This window comes from Streptomyces siamensis (assembly GCF_039543605.1).
Classification (GTDB): domain Bacteria; phylum Actinomycetota; class Actinomycetes; order Streptomycetales; family Streptomycetaceae; genus Streptomyces; species Streptomyces siamensis.
On the sequence record NZ_BAABKB010000027.1, the window covers coordinates 85,351 to 101,142 of the forward strand.

The window sequence follows — 15,792 nt, forward strand, 5'->3', positions numbered from 1 at the left end:
GGGCGGTCCCGGCCGGAGGCGGAGACTGATGTTGGAAAGTTAGCTTCATTTCCGGGCCCGTCGACTGTCAATAACTTTCACACGTGCTGGTGGACGACCCGTGGCGTCGCCTCCGGGACCCCACAGTCACCCGTCTCGGGAACAGCTCCGTGGAGCCGCCTCCACCGGGGCTTCCATACGGCTACGCTCGTTTCCAGCACGTCGTTTGGGCGACCTGGGGAGGTAGCGGGATGACGGAGGCACGACCCGGAGCGGTCGCCTCGGCTTCCCTGTGGGAGCGCGACGAGGAAGTCGCCACCCTCGAAGAGGCGATCGGTGCGCTGCGCGCGGATTCGGCGTCCTCGGGGAGCCTGTTGGTGTTCAGCGGCGAGGCGGGGCTCGGCAAGACCGCCCTCCTCGCCGAGGCGCGCCGGATCGCGGAGAGCAGCGGCTGTGCCGTGTGGTCGGCACGCGGCGGAGAGACCGTCACGTCCGTCCCGTTCAACGTAGTACGGCAGTTGCTCCAGCCCGCCCTCGTCTCGCTGCTGCCGGAGGAGGCGCGCGAGTATCTCGGCGACTGGTACGACATCGCCGGCCCCGCCCTCGGCATAACGGAACCGGGCGACCGGCAGCCCGACCCGCAGGGCGTGTGCGACGGGCTCGTCGCCGCGGTGCGACGGCTCGCCAGGCGCGACTGGCCGCTCGTGCTGCTCATCGACGACGCGCACTGGGCCGACCAGGAGACCCTGCGCTGGCTCGCCGCGTTCGCCGAACGCCTCGACGACCTCTCCGTCCTCGTCGTGGTCGCCCGCCGGCCCGGCGGGGTGAGCGGCGAGAGCGCCCGGCTGCTCGACGCCGTCGCCGCGACAGCCCTCCCGATCGCCACACTGAACGCGCTGACCCCGGCCGCTGCCGCCGGACTGACCCGCGCCACCCTCGGGGAACACGCCGACGCGCCGTTCTGCCGCGAGGTGTGGGCGGTCACCGGCGGAAACCCCTACGAGACCGTCGAACTGCTCGCCAAGGTGCAGGACAGCGACCTGGAGCCCGCCGAGGGCTCCGCCGCCGAACTGCGCGACCTGAACCGGTCGGCCCGTGGCCGCGGGCTCGTCGCCCGCCTCGAAGGACTCGGTATCGACGCCACCCGGTTCGCCTGGGCGGCGGCCATACTCGGCAGCGGCATCTCCCTCGACCTCGCCGCCCAGCTCGCCGGCATGCAGGCCGACGAGGCCCATCGCTGCATCGAGCTGCTCGGCGCCGCCCGCATCCTGACCAGGAACGACCCGGCGAACGGCCAAGTGGTCGACGGCGAGCTGGAGTTCGTGCACCCGCTCATCGCGACCGCGGTCTACCGCTCCATCCCGGAGGCCCTGCGCACCGCGATGCACGGCCAGGCCGCCTGGGCGGTCACCGAGTCCGGGCGCGGCGCCGCCGCGGCCTCCCGCCACCTCCTCGAAGTGCACCCCGACGACGATCCCGAACTCGTCGAGCAGATGCGCGAGGCGGCCCGCGAACACCTCGCCGTCGGCGCGCCCGACGCGGCCAGGCGCTGCCTGGAGCGAGCCCTGAAGGAGCCGCCGCTCCCCGAGGTGCACGCCCGCGTGCTCTACGAACTGGGCTGCGCCACCCTCCTGACCGCCCCCGCCAGGACGATCGGTCATCTGCGCGCCGCCCTCGAACGGCCCGGCCTCGACGACGGCATGCGGGTCGACGCCGTGTTCCGGCTCTCCCAGGCGCTGCTCCACAACGACCAGCTGGAGGAAGCGGTCCGCACGGTCGACGCGGAGGCCGACCGGCTCCCTCCCGGCCCCGCCCGGATGCGGCTCCAGGCCGTCCACTACATGTGGGAAGGCATCCACGCGGGTGAGGAACGCTCCGGACACTCCCGCGGACTCGCCGAACTCGTCCAGACCTGCACCGGACGCGACAACTCCGAACGCGCGCTGCTGATACTGCGCGGCTTCGACGCGATGACCCGCGGCGAGAACGCGGAGGAGGTCGTGGAGCTGTGCGACCGCGCCCTCGTCAACGGCCGCCTCGCACCGGGCCTCGGCTGGACCGACACCGAGTGGGGCGTCGAACTCCTCCTGATGCTGGGCAGCGCCTACGCGTACGCCGACCGGCTCGACCGTGCCGAAAGCCTCTTCAGCGAGGCCCTGCGCACCTATGTGAAGTCCGGCTGGAGCGGCGGCCACCAGTCCCTGGCCAACGCCTACCTCGGACTCGCGCACCGCAGGCGGGGCCGGCTCACCGACGCGGAGCACTACCAGCGCGAATCGCTGCGCCTCGCCGAGCGGGTCGGCCGCGGCCTTCCCCTGTACTGGTCGGCGACCTGCGGGCTCATCGACACGCTGCTCGCCCGCGGCCACGTCCAGGAGGCCGCCGAGATCGCCGAGCGTTACGGCTTCGCTCCGCCCTACCCGTCCACGATCGTGCTGCCCGACACCCGTTCCGTACGCGGCCGTCTGCTGATCGCCGCAGGCCGTACGAAGGAAGGCGTCAACGAACTGGAGGCGGCGGAGAAGGCCGCCGGGGCGCGTGGCCACCACAACACGGTGCTCGCTCCCTGGGCACTCGACCTCGCCCGGGCCCTCGCCACCGAGGACCCGGTACGCGCCGCCGCGTTGTCGGCGGACGCCCGGCGGCAGGCCGAGCGGTTCGGCACCGACACGGCCATCGGCGAGGCGCTGCGCTGTGCGGCGGCCCTGGAGACGGGCCAGCGGGCGGTGCGGCTGGCCGCGCAGGCGGTCACCTATCTGGAGGCCTCCCCGTGCCAGTACGAACACGCGGCGGCCCGCGTGGAGTACGGCATCCTGTCCCGCTCCGCGACCGAGCTCAACAAGGGCCTGACGCTGGCCCGTTCCTGCGGCGCGAACGGACTCGTGACCCAGGCGGAGCACGCCCTGAGGACCCTGTAGTCCGCCGGACGGCGTCGGCGCCCGACCGGACGGCACTCCCGCCGGTCAGGCGCCGAGCAGTCGCTCCGTCGTCTCCTCCAGCCGCGCGCGGATCTCCGGGTCGTACGTCGCCGCGTGCGCCCGGGACGGCTTCGTCCCGTCGAAGTACCCGCCCGACCCAAGGTCCCGCGTCGCCAGGGCGATCACGCCCGCCGCGCCGTCCGCCACGGTCGACCAGGGAGTGACACCGGCCTCCCGGACCATCGCCGTGTCCATGTAGGTGGCCGGATGCAGGACGTTCACCGAGACGCCGGTGCCCGCCAGTTGCCCGGCCAGCGTGAACGTGTGCGCGGCCAGGGCGAACTTGCTGCGGCAGTACGCCGACACTCCGTCGTAGCCCCGGGTGAACTCCGGGTCGGCGAAGTCCAGCGGCTCCTGACCCGCCGAGCCGACGTTGACGACGCGCGCGGGGGCGTTCGCGCGCAGCGTGGGCAGCAGCGCGCGGGTCAGGACGACCAGTGCCAGATGGTTGACGGCGAGCCGCAGTTCGTGGCCGTCGAGGCTCACCTCGCGGCCGGAGCCCCGCGCACCCGCGCCCACACCGGCGTTGTTGACCAGCACGTCGAGACGGGGATGCGCGGCGGCGACCTCCTCGGCCAGCCGGCGGACCTCCGCGGTCGAGGCGAGGTCGGCGACGAACCCGTGCGCCTCGCCCTCCGCGCGCAGCTCCGCGACGAGCGCCCGCGTCCGCTCAGGGTCGCGTCCGTGCGCGAGGACGACATGACCGGAGCGGACCAGCTCGAAGGCGACGTGACGGCCGAGGCCGGAGGTGGCGCCGGTGATCAGGACAGTGGGCACGACGGCTCCGTTCGCAGATGCGCGCAGATGGCTGCCTTCACCCTAGGCAGCCGAGGCCGGGCGTACCTGGTGCCGCTGTCACTACGTCTGCCGGTGTCACCCTGATCCGGCGGTCCCGTCCGCCGTCTCCTCCTCGGCCAGTACCCGCTGCGCCACCGCGAACGCCGAGTTGGCGGCCGGAACACCGCAGTACACGGCCGTCTGGAGCAGCACGGCGCCGATCTCCTCGGGCGTGAGTCCGCCTCGCAACGCCGCGCGGACGTGCATCGCGAGCTCGTCGTAGTGGCCGTGGGCCACCAGCGCGGTCAGCGTGATCATGCTGCGCTCGCGGCGCGCCAGTGTGGGATCGGTCCAGATCTCGCCCCACGCGTACCGGGAGATGAAGTCCTGGAAGAGGGCGGTGAAGGGGGTCTGCCGGGCCTGCGCGCGGTCCACGTGCTCGTCGCCGAGCACCTCGCGACGCACCTCCATGCCGCGCCGGGCCCCGCCCGAGAAGTGGGCGCGCAGGGCCGTCAAAACCGCCTCAGGGCACTGTGCGGGTGCCAGATGGGACGCTCCCGGGATCTCCACCAGCGCGGCACCCGGCACCGCGTCCGCGATCTCCCGCAGATGCGCCGGCGGCGTCGCGGGGTCCTCGCGTCCGGCGATCAGCAGCGTCGGCACGGCGATCGACTCCAGCCGGTCCCGGATGTCGAAGGCGGCCAGGGCGTCACAGCAGGCGGCGTACGCCTCCGGGTCGGCGGCACGGTGGTCGGCCACCAGCCGGGGCACGGTGAAGCCGGGCGTGAACCACCGGGCGTCGGCGGTCGCGGCCACCGGCGCGAGACCTTCCCTGCGCACCAGTTCGGCACGTTCCTGCCACGGCTTGGAGCCGTTGAAGTGGGCGGAGGAACAGATCACCGCGAGCGAGGAGAGCCGCTCTGGATGGTGCACCGCCAGATGCAGGCCCACCGCACCGCCGAGCGACACCCCGGCGTACGCGAACCGTTCGATGCCCAGCGCATCCGCCAGTGCCAGCACCAGCGCGGCCAGCTCACCGACCGTCTGGCCGGGGTGGACGAGTCCGGCGGGTGAACCGCCGTGTCCGGGAAGGTCCCAGCGGACCACACGGTGGTCGACGGACAGTTCGGGTGCGACGGCGTCCCACAGGGCGTACGACGTGCCGAGCGACGGTCCGAGGAGCAGCGCGGGAGCAGTGCCCGGGCCCTCGGCGCGGTGATTGAGGAGTGGGTCGGTCAACGTCGCTCCAGAGCACGGTCGGTCAGGGCCCCGGCGGAGCCCGTGTAACGAGTGGGGTCGGTGAGGTCGGCCAGGTCGAGGTCCTTGAGATCGGGCTCCTCGCCGAGCACCTCCACCAGGGGCCGTCCTTCGGTGACCGCGCGCCGCGCGGCCGCTGTCAGCAGGTCCTTGGCGCGCGCCCGGCCGAGCACCGGGGCGAGTTCGACGGCCAGCCGCTCGGACACGATCAACCCGTGGGTGAGACCGAGGTGTTCACGCATGGCGTCCGCGTTCACCCGAAGCCCCTCCGCCAGGTCGACGCCCTGCTCCGCGGCGCCGCCCGCGAGCCGCAGCAGATCGCGCAGCGGCTCCCATTCGGCGTGCCAGGCGCCGGCCGGCCGCTCGTCCTCCGCGACCATGGACGCGTAGAGCGTGGCGGCGAGCCCCGGCGCGCGCCGGGCCGCCGCGGCGATCAGCGTCGCCGCCACGGGGTTGGTCTTGTGCGGCATGGCGGAGGAACCGCCGCCCGAGCCCTCGGCGAGCTCCGCGATCTCGGTGCGGGAGAGGGTGAGGACGTCCGCCGCCATCTTGCCGAGGGCGCCCGCCGTGAACGCCAGGGCCCCGGCGAGGTCGGCGACCGGTGTCCGCAGGGTGTGCCAGGGCAACGCCGGTTCGGCGAGCCCGAGTTCATGTGCGTACGCGGCCACCAGGGCCTGCGGGTCCTCGGCGCCGAAAGCGGTCAGGGCGGCCAGGGTGCCGGCGGCTCCGCCCAGTTGGGCGGGCAGCCGGACGCCGGCGAGACGGTCCCGCGCGTCCAGCAGCAGAGACCGCCACCCCGCCGCCTTCAGGCCGAAGGTCGTCGGTACGGCGTGCTGGGTCAGCGTCCGCCCGGGCAGCACCGTGTCCCGGTGGGTCGCGGCGAGCCGGCCCAGGGCCGTCGCCGCGCGCTCCAGGTCCGCCACGGTCAGGTCCCGGGTGCGCCGGGCGACCAGCATCAGCGCCGAGTCCAGGATGTCCTGGCTGGTCGCGCCACGATGGACGTACGGCCCGTGCTCCGCGCCGACCGCCGCTGTCAGCCGCGCGACCAGCGGGATCACCGGGTTGCCGCCGTCCCGGGCCGCCCGGGCGACGGCCCGGGCGTCGAGGTCGTCGGCGCGGACCGCGGACACCGCCGCCGCGGCGGCGGCGGGAACCGCCCCGCGGTCCACCCAGGCCCGCGTCAGCGCGGCCTCCGCGTCCAGCAGCGCCTGGAGCACGGCGCTGTCCGACGTCGCGGACGACGCGGGGGAGTCCGCCCGGCCGGGGGCGAGCAGCGCCCCGGGGTCGCCGGGGGGCACCTCCCGCCCGGCGGGCGAGCCGGTCACCGGAACTCCAGGAAGACCGTCTCGCCCTCACCCTGCAGGCGGATGTCGAAGCGGTACGTGCGGTGCGTGCCCTCGGTGGCGAGCAGCGTGGCGCGCCGGTCCCGCGGCAGCGAGTCGAGCAGCGGGTCGGCGCCGTCGGCGAGGTAGGCCCGGGTGAACAGGTGGTGCACCAGACCGCGCGCGAACACGCACACACTGATGTACGGCAGCCCGCTGTTCCCGGGCGGCAGCGTGCGCAGCGCGTAGTGCCCGTCGGCGTCCGTGGCGACCCGGCCGAAGCCCGTGAAGTCGGTGCCGTTGCGGCCCAGGAAGCCGCCGGTCGACGGGTCGCGGCGCATCGAGCCCGCGGCACCGTCGAGGGAACCGTCGGGGGCGGCCTGCCAGAAGTCCAGGAGGGCGTCGGGGATCGGCTCGCCCGCGCCGTCGAACACGTATCCGTGCAGGGTGATCGTGTCCGGGTGGCCCGGAGGCGCCACCTCGCCGCCGCCGGGGAAGGGCAGGGCGTGGCCGTAGAAGGGGCCGATGGTGTGGGACGGGGTGGGGAGCAACCGCTCGGTCATGCTCAACGGCCTTCCTCGATCCAGGTGGCGGAGGGACCGTCGAGGACGATGTCCCATGCGTAGCCGAGCGAGAACTCGGGCTCGGAGAGAGCGTGGTCGTAGCGGGCGACCAGACGGTCGCGGGCCGCCCCGTCGGTCACGGACCGAAGGATCGGGTCGTAGGGGAACAGCGGGTCGCTCGGGAAGTACATCTGGGTCACGAGCCGCTGGGTGAACGCCGTGCCGAAGACCGAGAAGTGGATGTGCGCGGGCCGCCACGCGTTGGTGTGGTTGCCCCACGGATACGGGCCCGGCTTGATGGTCGTGAAGCTGTAGCGGCCCTGGTCGTCCGTCAGGGTCCGGCCCACGCCGGTGAAGTTCGGGTCCAGCGGCGCCGGGTGCTGTTCGCGTAGATGGGCGTAGCGGCCGGCCGCGTTGGCCTGCCAGATCTCGACGAGCTGGCCGCGCACCGGACGTCCGTCGCGGTCGAGAAGCCGGCCCGAGACGGTCATGCGCTCGCCGATCGGCTCGCCGCGGTGCCGGCGCGTCAGGTCGTTGTCGATGTCGGTGATGTCGGTGACGCCGAAGACCGGCCCGGAGAGTTCGACCGTCTCGGGGTCGCCGCCGTCCACGGCGACCAGGGGCTGCTTGGGGTGGCGCAGTACGGAACTGCGGTACGGGGGGTAGTCGCGCACCGGATGGTGGCGTATCGGGGCACCGCCGGCGACCGCCTTGTCGTAGACGTCCTGGAGATCCTTGATCTCGACGTCGATGTCCGACTGAGTGAGAGCCATGGTCGACTTCCTATCGTTCCAGGACGAGGGCGAGGCCCTGGCCCACGCCGATGCAGAGGGTGGCGACGCCCGTTCCGCCGCCCTTGCGGGCGAGCTGGTGGGCGACGGTGCCGGCGAGGCGGGCACCGGAGGCGCCGAGAGGGTGGCCGAGGGCGATGGCGCCGCCCCGCGGGTTGAGGACGGCGGGGTCGAACGCGGCGTAGACGTCCCTCACGACGTGACCTCCTTGCCGTGGTGTGCGGTGAGTCCGCCCGCGACGCGCACATCGGCGTCGGTCCTGGCGAGGATCTCCGGCACCGTGACGCCGGGCGCGGTCTCCACGAGGACGAGTCCGTCGGCGGTGACGTCCAGGACACCGAGGTCGGTGACGATCCGGTCGACGCAGGCCTTGCCGGTCAGTGGCAGGGCACACTCGCGGAGGATCTTCGGGGAGCCGTCCTTGGCGGTGTGCGTCATCACGACGATGACGGTGCGGGCGCCGTGGACGAGATCCATCGCGCCGCCGATCCCGGTGATCATCTTGCCGGGAACGGCCCAGTTGGCGAGGTCGCCGTGCGCGGAGACCTGCATCGCACCGAGGACCGCCACGTCGATGTGCCCGCCGCGGATCATGGAGAACGACAGCGCGGAGTCGAAGTAGGAGGCACCGGGCAGAACGGTGACCGTCTCCTTGCCCGCGTTGATCAGGTCGGGGTCGACCTGGTCCTCTGTGGGGTAGGGACCGGTGCCCAGGATGCCGTTCTCCGACTCCAGGATCACTTCCACGCCGGCCGGCAGGTGGTTGGGGATCAGGGTCGGCAGTCCGATGCCGAGGTTGACGTACTGGCCGTCGCGCAGCTCGCGGGCGGCGCGGGCCGCCATCTCCTCACGTGTCCAGGCCATCAGCGGTTCACCGTTCCGTCCGCCGCGGGCGTCGTGACCGTCCGTTGCTCGATCTTCTTGTCCGCGGCCTGTTCGGGGGTCAGCGCCAGGACGCGCTGGACGAAGATGCCGGGCAGGTGCACCGCGTCGGGGTCGATGGCGCCGGGCTCGACCAGTTCCTCGACCTCGGCGACGGTGATCCGGCCGGCCATCGCGGCCAGCGGGTTGAAGTTGCGGGACGACTTGTTGAAGACGAGGTTGCCGTGCCGGTCGCCCCGCGCCGCCCGGACCAGGGCGAAGTCGGTGCGGATGCCGTGCTCCAGCACGTACTCGGTCCCGTCGAACTCCCGGACCTCCTTGGGCGGGGAGGCGAGTGCCACACCACCGTGGCCGTCGTAGCGCCAGGGCAGTCCGCCCTCGGCGACCTGCGTGCCGACCCCGGCCGGGGTGTAGAAGGCGGGGATCCCCGCGCCGCCCGCGCGCAGCCGCTCGGCGAGCGTGCCCTGCGGGATCATCTCGACCTCCAGCTCACCGCCCAGGTACTGGCGGGCGAACTCCTTGTTCGCGCCGATGTAGGAGCCGGTCACCCGCGCGATCCGTCCCGCGGCGAGCAGGACCGCGAGGCCGGAGTCCATCGCCCCGCAGTTGTTGGAGACCACGCCGAGGCCGCCGACGCCGCGCTCGTACAGCGCCTCGATCAGCACGTTCGGCACACCGCTCAGGCCGAAGCCACCGACCGCGAGTGTCGCGCCGTCCGGCACATCGGCCACCGCCTCCGCGGCCGTGGCGACCACCTTGTCCATGCGTGAAGCCTCATCTCTCCCGAGCGTCCAGCGCCTCAGTTAGTCAGGGCACTGATTATTTGCTTCAGGTTTCGAACACGCTGCCACCCGGGCCGGAGTCCGTCAAGACCCCGCTGATACATGCAGGTGAGGGTGTTGTCGCTGAGCGAGACAGGTGTGGGGGTCTCCAGGTATTGTTCAGTGCACCAACGAATATCGACCCTGGTATGGCGCGGTCGGTCGCGCGTACGCGGAGCTGAGGAGCGCACATGGCCGCGGTGGATCTCTCCACCCACCCCGGGCACCTGGCCCGGCGCCTGCAGCAGGCGCACTACCTGCTGTGGAACACGATGGTCTCCGAGGAGATCACCTCGCCGCAGTTCGCCGTGCTGAACGCGCTCGTCGCGGAGCCCGGCCTCGACCAGCGAACGGTGGGGGAGCGGGTGGGGCTCGACCGGTCCACCATCGCCGAGGTCATCAGCCGGCTCGGCCGGCGCGGGCTGCTCGACAAGGTGCGCGATCCGCAGGACGGCCGCCGCTTCCTGCTGCGTCTCACGGACGAGGGGATGCGCACCCACCGCAAGCTGACCGTCCGCACCGCGCGCATGAACCAGGTCTTCCTGGCCCCGCTCTCCGCCGAGGAGCAGACCGTGTTCTTCGACCTCATCCAGCGGGTCTCGGACGCCGCGGAGGGGCTCCGCAACCCCTCGGAGCCCCTCGCCGCACAGGGCTGACACCTTCGCCGGGGCCCTGCGCCCGCCCGTTCACGCCTTCGCGAACACCACCCACACCTGACCTCGGGCGAAGTTCATCGGCGTACCGTCCTTCGTGGTGAACTCCGTGCCGTCCTCCGCGTCGGGGCGCGACCAGTTCACGTCGTAGGCCCGGCCGTCGCGCAGCACCTTCGCCGTGCCCGACCCCACCGTCTCCGTGTACGGGGTGTTGTTCCCGAGGAAGTCGTGGAACTGGGACTTGCGCACCTTCACGTACTGCACGACCACGGTCGCGGGCGCGACCGTCCTGCCCTCGGCGGTCACGGTCGGCGTCCCGTCCATGTCCACCAGCCAGCGCTTCCTGCTGTCGGACCAGGTGAAGGTGAACCGGGCCGCGGGGTAGCGCACGGTGCGCGAGTTCTCCTCGGTGCCGCCCTCGGGCGCCGCGCCGAAATGGAATCCCGTGGTGAGCGCGTCACCGCCCGGTGCCGATTCCACCAGCCGCTCCGGGCGCAGATACAGGTTGTGCGGCACCGGTCTGTCCGCCGCCCGGTAGTACGCGCCGGGCGTGGTGTCCGCGGACTGCGCGTGCAACGGCGCCTTGTCGATCAGCGGCAGCAACTTGTGCTGCGCCCCGGAGAAGGCGAGCGTCGGCTCGTCGAACTGGCCCAGCAGCTCCAGATCCGATTCGCGTGCGCTGCGGACCGGTCCGACGGCCTTCGGCAGTGTCGTCGCGAAGACCGCCATGAGCCGGCTCAGACCGCCCTCGACCTGCTCCGCGTACACCACGTCGGCCGCGTCGAGGCCGGTCGCGGGCCGGGCCGCACGTACGTTGTCGATCTTCACGGCGAGCACCGGACCGGCGCTCTTGGGAACCTCGGGGCTCGGGCTCGCGGTCGGGCTGGGCATCGGGCTCGGCGTCGGGGCGCGCCCGTCGTCGAGGGCACCCCCGCTGCGCGCGTGGCCACCCCCGGTGCAGCCTGTCAGCAAGGAGCTCGTCACCGCCGCGGCCAGCAGTGCCGCCGTCATCGCGCCGCGCCGCAGCGGCGCCGTCTGTCGCATGCCCACCGTGCCACCCAGTCTTGTGTCATCGATTGTGCGTTCATACGTTCATCGATGGCCATACCCGATCGATTCTGATTGTGCGCGTTAAATCAGCTGATCGGCTCAGTGAAGTGGGTGAAAAGGCGAGAGAGAGGGGCGCGTGGAGCGTGCCACGGGTCGGCGAGCGGACGGAGTCAGAGATTCCGAGTGCTTGCCGGTGGGTGGGCGGATCACGGACTTCGGGGGCTTGCGGTGGGCGGCCGCGGGGAGGCGGAGCTCGGGGCGGGGCCGGCAGATCCCGGTTCGGTGGCTCGGGTCGGCAGATCCTGGATTCCCGGGCTCGGGCCGGCCGATCCCGGATTCGGTGGCTCGGGTCGGCGGTCCGCGGTCAGTCCTGGGGGCCGAGGATCTCCGCGAGGTCGTAGCCCACCGGTTCCTCCAGCTGGCCGTAGGTACAGCTCTCGGCGGTCCGGTCGGGGCGCCATCGGCGGAAGCGGGCCGTGTGCCGGAAGCGCACGCCGTTCTCCATGTGGTCGTACGCCACCTCGGCCACCCGCTCCGGCCGCACCGGGACCCAGGACAGGTCCTTCTTCCCCGACCACCGGCTCGGCGCGCCCGGCAGCCGGGCCGTCTCGTGCGCCGCCTCGTCCGTCCACGCCGCCCACGGGTGCTCCCCGGCGTCCGCCATCCGCAGCGGCTCCAACTCCTCGACCAGCTCCGCGCGCCGCTTCATCGAGAACGCCGCGCTCACCCCCACGTGCTGGAGAGTGCCCGCGTCGTCGTACAGGCCGAGCAGCAGCGACCCGACCACCGGACCGCTCTTGTGGAAGCGGTAACCGGCGACCACGACGTCCGCCGTCCGCTCGTGCTTGATCTTGAACATGGCGCGCTCGTCCATCCGGTACGGCAGCGTGAGCGGCTTGGCGACCACACCGTCGAGCCCCGCGCCCTCGTACTGCTCGAACCAACGCTGCGCGACCTCGCTGTCCGTGGTCGCCGGGGCCACGTGCACCGGGGCCGTCACCCCGGACAGCGCCCTCACCAGCAGGGCCCGACGGTCGCTCAGCGGGACGTCGAGCAGCGACTCGTCGGCCAGGGCCAGCAGATCGAAGGCCACGAAGGACGCGGGCGTCTTCTCCGCCAGCATGCGCACGCGTGAGTCGGCCGGGTGGATGCGCTCCGTGAGCGCGTCGAAGTCGAGCCTCCCGTCCCGGGCGATCACGATCTCGCCGTCCATGACGCAGCGCTCCGGCAACCGCTCCCGCAACGCGGCCACCAGCTCGGGGAAGTACCTGGTCAGTGTCTTGCCGGTGCGGCTGCCGAGTTCGACCTCCGTACCGTCGCGGAACACGATCGCCCGGAACCCGTCCCACTTCGCCTCGTAGTGCATACCGGGTGGGATCTTCGCCACGGACTTGGCGAGCATCGGCTTCACGGGTGGCATCACCGGCAGATCCATGCTCCGATTCTGCGCGGTGCCGGGGCCCTTCGCCCGGTGTGCGAGCCGTGCGCCCCGCGCCTACCGTGGCTCGCATGGGCGATGCGGTGGAACTCGAGGCAGCCGGGAGGACCGTACGTCTGTCCAGCCCGGACAAGGTCTTCTTCCCGGAGCGCGGGTTCACGAAGCTGGACCTCGCGCGGTACTACCTCGCCGTGGGCGACGGCATCCTGCGGGCCCTCCGCAACCGCCCCACCACCCTGGAGCGCTACCCGGACGGTGTGACCGGCGAGTCCTTCTTCCAGAAACGGGCGCCCAAGAACATGCCCGACTGGATTCCCACCGCCCACATCACCTTCCCCAGCGGACGCAGCGCCGACGAGATGTGCCCCACCGAGCCCGCCGCCGTCCTGTGGGCCGCGCAGTTCGGCACGCTCACCTTCCATCCGTGGCCGGTCCGCCGCGACGACGTCGACCGCCCCGACGAACTGCGCATCGACCTCGACCCGCAGCCCGGCACCGACTACGCCGACGCCGTGCGCGCCGCCCACGAACTGCGTGCCGTCCTGCACGAGTACGGCGACCTGACGGGCTGGCCCAAGACCTCCGGCGGACGCGGGCTGCACGTCTTCGTCCCCATCCAGCCGTGCTGGACGTTCACCCAGGTGCGCCGGGCCGCCATCGCCGCCGGGCGCGAACTCGAACGCCGGATGCCGGACCAGGTCACCACCGCCTGGTGGAAGGAGGAACGAGGCGAAAAGATCTTCGTGGACTACAACCAGACAGCGAGGGACCGCACCATCGCCTCCGCCTACTCGGTCCGCCCTCGACCGCACGCCCCCGTCTCCGCACCCCTGCGCTGGGACGAGGTGGACGACGCCCAGCCGCGCGACTTCGACCTGGCGACCATGCCGGCCCGCTTCGCCGAACTCGGCGACGTGCACGCCGACATGGACGACCATGCCTTCTCCCTGGAAGCCCTGCTGGAACTCGCCGCCCGCGACGAGCACGACCACGGTCTGGGCGACCTGCCGTACCCGCCGGAGTACCCCAAGATGCCGGGAGAGCCCAAGCGGGTGCAGCCGAGCCGGGCCAGGCAGAAGGACGGCTAGGTCCCTCCGCCGATTCCCGGCACCGGACGCCGTCGGGCCGTCCTTCACGCGACGAGGGGAAGGTGACGACAGGCCTAGCCGTCGTGCGTCGCGAACGCCGTCTCGATCGTCCGGCAGTCCCTCAGCAGGGCCTCGTCCTCGGCCACGTCGTAGCGCACATTGCCCGTGGTGCCGTCGTTGTTGTGGCGGCGGGACGAGGCCAGCTCCGCGCGTATCAGCGGGAGGGCGGGAGCGGCCGCCAGGCCCATCCCGGCCAGACAGGACGCCGCGGCCGGGCGGCTCCTGGGCGTGGCCGTCCACTCGTCCAGCAGCACCGGGAGGACCGCTTCGACGTCGCCCGTCACCTTCCACAGGGCCACGGCCGCCGGCACCTTCGCACCCGTGACGGCGAGCTCGCGCAGGCGCGGGGCCAGCGCCACGCCCGCGGGGCCCAGCGCGCCGATGATGCGCAGGGCGGCCGACCGTCCGTACCAGTGGGTCGAGTCCAGGCCGTCACGGACGACGGGGAGCACCAGATCCGCCTCACCGGTCGCCGCCCAGAGGGCCTCCGCCGCGTCCATCCGGATCTCTGTCGGGGTCGCCTCGTCCGTCACCGACTCCCTCAGCCGCTGCGCCGCTTCACCGGCCGCACGACCGTACCGGGTGAGAGCCTGGGCGGCCGACCAGCGCGCCTGCCGGCCCTGCTCGTCCCCGAGCATCGCGACGAGCAGCTCCAGCGACGGGGCCGGCGCGATGACGCCCAGCGCGTCGATCAGACGGCTCCTGTCGCGGTGGGCTCCCGGCGGGAGCGTGGCCAGACGGCGGTGCAGCACCGGGCCGAGCGGCGCCGCCGCCCCGGCCCCGATCGCCTTCACCCACCGGGCCAGATACTCCGGTGTGTCGCCGCCCTCGGCCATGACGTCGACCAGCGCCGGCACGGCCCGTTCGTCGCCCTGGAGCGCCAGCGCCGCCAGCGCCCTGCCGTAGAGCGTCCGCTCCCAGCCGTCGGGCTCCCACTCGTCGTCCCACTCCCGCACGCAGACGGCGAGGATGTCCGCGACGACATGGGCGATCGGCGCCACGTGCGACAGCTCGTTCAGTGCTCGTCGGGACAGGTCCGGTTCCTGCTCCACGAGCTGCCGGGCGAGCAGGGCCACCGGCAGGTCGTTCGGTGCGCGCCAGCCCGTCAGGAGCAGGCCGCTCATGCGGACCGCCGCGACGCGCTGTCCCCAGTCCTGGGAGCACAACTGCCCGTTCAGCAGGTCGAAACGCACATCGGCGCGGTCCCCGAGGGCCCGGTGCAGCTCCTCCAGCAGATCGTCGGCCCGGTCGGCGTCGACGCTCTTGCGGTCCGCCGCCTCCAGGTCCCGCAGATACGACACCATCGTGGGGGTACGCGGGCGCTCCGGTGCGGGTTCCGGCTCCTCGTCGGACTCGCCGTACCGCGCCTCGTACGCCAGGCGCATGATCTCCAGGGCCACGTCCGCGGTGTTGTCCGGCAACAGGTCCGGCGCGCAGCGCGCCAGTTGCGCGAGGACCGTCATGCGCAGCTGCGGGTCGGCCGTGCGGTCGAGGACGTCCCGCAGGACGGGTCCGGCCTGGGAGCCGAGCGTCTCGGCGTGGTCGACGGCCAGGGTGCCGAGGGCGCGCGCCAGGCCGTGGGCGACCTCGGTGTCGGTCTCGACCGGCAACCGGTCACGCAGGACGGAGAACACCTTCGCGGGTTCCGCGTGCAGATGCGCGAGCGCGCCCGGCAGCGCGGCACGCAGCTCGGCGTCGGGATCGTCGAGCAGTCCGAGGAAGAGGTCGGCACGCCCCCGGATCAGCCGCGAGGCGTCGAGGAACGGCTGGATCCACGCGGCGTCCTCCTCCTCGTCCTCGAAGAGGCCGCCCAGCTCCTCGGGGTCGGGTTCCTTCTCGCCCGCGATGCTGCGCAACAGGCCGACGACGGCGTCCCGGTCGGCCACCGTGGGCGTCTCGACCAGCTCGAACAGGAACGGGATGCAGGCGACCGTGCTGTCGTACACGTCGCCCTGGTGGTGCACCGCGCCGTACATGCCGTCCAGGGCGATGTCGCGGCGGGCCGGGTCGTCGGAGGCGAGGCCCCACAACAGGTCTGGCACGTCCGTGGCCGAGTCGGTGTAGGCGTGGCCCATCGACGCCCAGTCGACCTCTTCGATCCCCGTGAACACACAGACCTCCCCGTCGTCAGCG

Annotated in this window: 13 protein-coding genes and 1 pseudogene; 3 read left to right on the plus strand and 11 right to left on the minus strand. The window is 72.6% G+C overall.

Annotated elements, in window-relative coordinates:
• Positions 1–230 precede the first annotated feature (230 nt).
• A complete protein-coding gene (locus ABEB03_RS28985) occupies positions 231–2,897 on the plus strand; it encodes an ATP-binding protein (RefSeq protein WP_345655689.1) in 2,667 nt (888 codons plus the stop codon).
• Between the two features lie 45 nt (positions 2,898–2,942).
• Here ABEB03_RS28985 and ABEB03_RS28990 read toward each other — a convergent pair whose 3' ends face one another.
• From ABEB03_RS28990 to ABEB03_RS29025, 8 genes and pseudogenes are all read right to left on the minus strand, one after another.
• Entirely contained in the window at positions 2,943–3,734 is a 792-nt protein-coding gene (locus tag ABEB03_RS28990) for an SDR family NAD(P)-dependent oxidoreductase (RefSeq protein ID WP_345655691.1), read from the minus strand.
• Between the two features lie 96 nt (positions 3,735–3,830).
• Positions 3,831–4,973 carry a bifunctional 3-oxoadipate enol-lactonase/4-carboxymuconolactone decarboxylase PcaDC gene (gene pcaDC, locus ABEB03_RS28995; protein WP_345655693.1) on the minus strand — a complete coding sequence of 381 codons (1,143 nt, stop codon included), beginning with the start codon at positions 4,971–4,973 and terminating at the stop codon, positions 3,831–3,833.
• Positions 4,970–6,316, minus strand: a complete 1,347-nt coding sequence (gene pcaB, locus ABEB03_RS29000) for a 3-carboxy-cis,cis-muconate cycloisomerase (protein WP_345655695.1) — start codon at positions 6,314–6,316, stop codon at positions 4,970–4,972. Before pcaB ends, pcaDC begins: the two co-directional genes overlap by 4 nt.
• Positions 6,313–6,876 (minus strand): protocatechuate 3,4-dioxygenase subunit alpha, encoded by a 564-nt coding sequence (pcaG, locus tag ABEB03_RS29005; RefSeq protein WP_345655697.1) that lies wholly within the window; start codon positions 6,874–6,876, stop codon positions 6,313–6,315. The genes pcaB and pcaG overlap by 4 nt, the downstream gene beginning before the upstream one ends.
• A 2-nt stretch (positions 6,877–6,878) precedes the next feature.
• Positions 6,879–7,649, minus strand: coding sequence for a protocatechuate 3,4-dioxygenase subunit beta (pcaH, locus tag ABEB03_RS29010; protein WP_345655699.1), 771 nt, complete (start codon positions 7,647–7,649; stop codon positions 6,879–6,881).
• Positions 7,650–7,659: 10 nt separating this feature from the next.
• Positions 7,660–7,842 (minus strand): annotated as a pseudogene (locus ABEB03_RS29015) (3-oxoadipyl-CoA thiolase); the annotation flags it as partial.
• Positions 7,843–7,859: 17 nt separating this feature from the next.
• Positions 7,860–8,531 carry a CoA transferase subunit B gene (locus ABEB03_RS29020; protein WP_345655701.1) on the minus strand — a complete coding sequence of 224 codons (672 nt, stop codon included), beginning with the start codon at positions 8,529–8,531 and terminating at the stop codon, positions 7,860–7,862.
• Positions 8,531–9,313, minus strand: coding sequence for a CoA transferase subunit A (locus ABEB03_RS29025; protein WP_345655703.1), 783 nt, complete (start codon positions 9,311–9,313; stop codon positions 8,531–8,533). The genes ABEB03_RS29020 and ABEB03_RS29025 overlap by 1 nt, the downstream gene beginning before the upstream one ends.
• 248 nt (positions 9,314–9,561) lie before the next feature.
• On the opposite strand from ABEB03_RS29025, the gene ABEB03_RS29030 reads away from it, so the two are divergent.
• The gene (locus ABEB03_RS29030) at positions 9,562–10,026 is read left to right on the plus strand and encodes a MarR family winged helix-turn-helix transcriptional regulator (RefSeq protein WP_095937823.1); all 465 of its coding nucleotides are present in this window, start codon (positions 9,562–9,564) and stop codon (positions 10,024–10,026) included.
• A 30-nt stretch (positions 10,027–10,056) separates the two neighbouring features.
• Here ABEB03_RS29030 and ABEB03_RS29035 read toward each other — a convergent pair whose 3' ends face one another.
• Together ABEB03_RS29035 and ABEB03_RS29040 are read right to left on the minus strand one after the other, a co-directional pair.
• The gene (locus tag ABEB03_RS29035; protein ID WP_345655707.1) at positions 10,057–11,067 is read right to left on the minus strand and encodes a DUF3048 domain-containing protein; all 1,011 of its coding nucleotides are present in this window, start codon (positions 11,065–11,067) and stop codon (positions 10,057–10,059) included.
• Between the two features lie 370 nt (positions 11,068–11,437).
• A complete protein-coding gene (locus ABEB03_RS29040; RefSeq protein ID WP_345655709.1) occupies positions 11,438–12,508 on the minus strand; it encodes an ATP-dependent DNA ligase in 1,071 nt (356 codons plus the stop codon).
• Between the two features lie 74 nt (positions 12,509–12,582).
• Here ABEB03_RS29040 and ligD point away from each other — a divergent pair, with 74 nt between their 5' ends.
• Positions 12,583–13,599: a non-homologous end-joining DNA ligase gene (ligD, locus tag ABEB03_RS29045; RefSeq protein ID WP_345655711.1), complete on the plus strand. Its 1,017-nt coding sequence runs from the start codon at positions 12,583–12,585 to the stop codon at positions 13,597–13,599.
• Between the two features lie 74 nt (positions 13,600–13,673).
• On the opposite strand, the gene ABEB03_RS29050 is transcribed toward ligD, so the two are convergent.
• The gene (locus ABEB03_RS29050) at positions 13,674–15,770 is read right to left on the minus strand and encodes a HEAT repeat domain-containing protein (RefSeq protein ID WP_345655713.1); all 2,097 of its coding nucleotides are present in this window, start codon (positions 15,768–15,770) and stop codon (positions 13,674–13,676) included.
• Positions 15,771–15,792 lie beyond the last annotated feature (22 nt).